The sequence below is a fragment of the bacterium genome, assembly GCA_030247525.1.
In the GTDB taxonomy this organism is placed as follows: Bacteria; Electryoneota; JAOADG01; order JAOADG01; family JAOADG01; genus JAOTSC01.
On the sequence record JAOTSC010000304.1, the window covers coordinates 1 to 1,516 of the forward strand.

The window sequence follows — 1,516 nt, forward strand, 5'->3', positions numbered from 1 at the left end:
ATCTATATAAGATATTGATAATAAGTATTATAAGTAACTGGCATTCATATTGCTCTTGACTCTGTTACGATTAAACCTCGAATAGTGAAGAGGTGTCACTACCACATCACCATCGGTTTGAACTCAGAGAAAGGAGACAATCATGAAATGGGAAGCTTTGACGCAACAAAAGACCGACCTTAGCGCAACCATCGTTACAATTACGATGGAATCGGTGGGTCGTGGATTTCACACCGAAGTGGTATTTGGCAATGGCGAAGTACGCGAAGCTTATGGAAACACTGCTCGGAACGCTTTGAAAGAAGCGATTTCAAATTTCAATCCAGGCGCGGAACGCGTTTTTGCCATCTAACGATGTAACACGTAGTAAGGGGAGGATGTGATGCCGCTCAGCGACCGCATAACATTAACAGAGAGTGGATTCCTGTTCGACCATAGCTCGGGAATTACGTATACACTGAACGGTACGGGCACTGCGATTATGCAGATGTTGCTCGACGCAAAAGGACCTGAGGATATTATTTCCGAATTGATGATTCGGTTCGAAGTAGAAGAGCGTGATGCTCGATTCGATTTGGATCAGTTTGTTTCGCAAATCCGAAAATTTAATCTGATCTAAGTATCAGGATCCATACAAATCCGCCTTGTGATAAGATTGTCCGCGGGCGAGCTAAGGGAGCATCAAGCATGAATTCTGATCAGGTAGTAGATTCCACTCAACCAAAAGCTATCGCAATCACGGGATTGCAAGCCACCGATAACCCGGCGCCGGGAATTGCAGTGGCGCGTTCACTGCGGCAGGGGGGATGGGACGGACTTATAATCGGTCTCACCTATGATACTTACGATACCGGTAGTTTCGACCGCGATGTGGTCGACCAAGTATATTTAATTCCCTACCCCAATACCGGTGCGGAGGCAACGCTCGACCGCATTCACTACATTCACTCGAAAACACCACTGTCGGCGATTATTCCGAATCTCGATTCCGAGCTTGATTTATACAACTCGATTCGCGATGACCTTACTGCGATGGGCATCGGTGCATTCATCCCAGATTTAAAATCGTTACGAATGCGATCAAAAGCTCGATTAGCAGAGTTTTGCAATACTCATAACCTGCCAGTTCCGATTACCGAAATTGTAACTGACTTAGGCTCGTTAGATCATGCCATTGGCAAAACCGGGTATCCATGTGTCGTGAAGGGCATTTTTTACGAAGCATACATTGCGAATACTTGGGCAGAAGCGGTTATCCATTTTGAGCGATTACGAGCAAAGTGGGGTGTTCCCATTATGGTTCAGAATGTAATCCCGGGTGAAGAATACAATGTCTGTGCTGTCGGTGATGGCAAAGGAAAATTAGTTGGTGCTGTACCGATGCGGAAATTGCGGCTTACCGACAAAGGGAAAGCGTGGGCAGGCATCACGATTCGTGACCCCGAACTATTGGAAATAACCGAACGAATGATCGAAGCATTGCGTTGGCAAGGTCCTTGTGAACTTGAGTTTATGC

The 1,516-nt window shown here is 46.1% G+C and carries 3 protein-coding genes; all 3 read left to right on the forward strand.

Annotated features, from left to right (window positions below; all coding sequences use genetic code 11):
* Positions 1–142: 142 nt before the first annotated feature.
* Entirely contained in the window at positions 143–352 is a 210-nt protein-coding gene (locus OEM52_15235) for a hypothetical protein (GenBank protein MDK9701486.1), read from the forward strand.
* 30 nt (positions 353–382) lie between these two features.
* Positions 383–619, forward strand: coding sequence for a PqqD family protein (locus OEM52_15240; protein MDK9701487.1), 237 nt, complete (start codon positions 383–385; stop codon positions 617–619).
* Positions 620–687: 68 nt separating this feature from the next.
* Positions 688–1,516, forward strand: an 829-nt coding sequence (locus OEM52_15245) for a biotin carboxylase (GenBank protein MDK9701488.1), incomplete at its 3' end; no start/stop codon positions are given.

Excerpts from the sequence above, each read along its gene's own strand:
- OEM52_15235 (MDK9701486.1), top strand. The coding sequence starts at position 143 with ATGAAATGGGAAGCTTTGACGCAACAAAAGACCGACCTTAGCGCAACC.
- OEM52_15240 (MDK9701487.1), top strand. The coding sequence starts at position 383 with ATGCCGCTCAGCGACCGCATAACATTAACAGAGAGTGGATTCCTGTTC.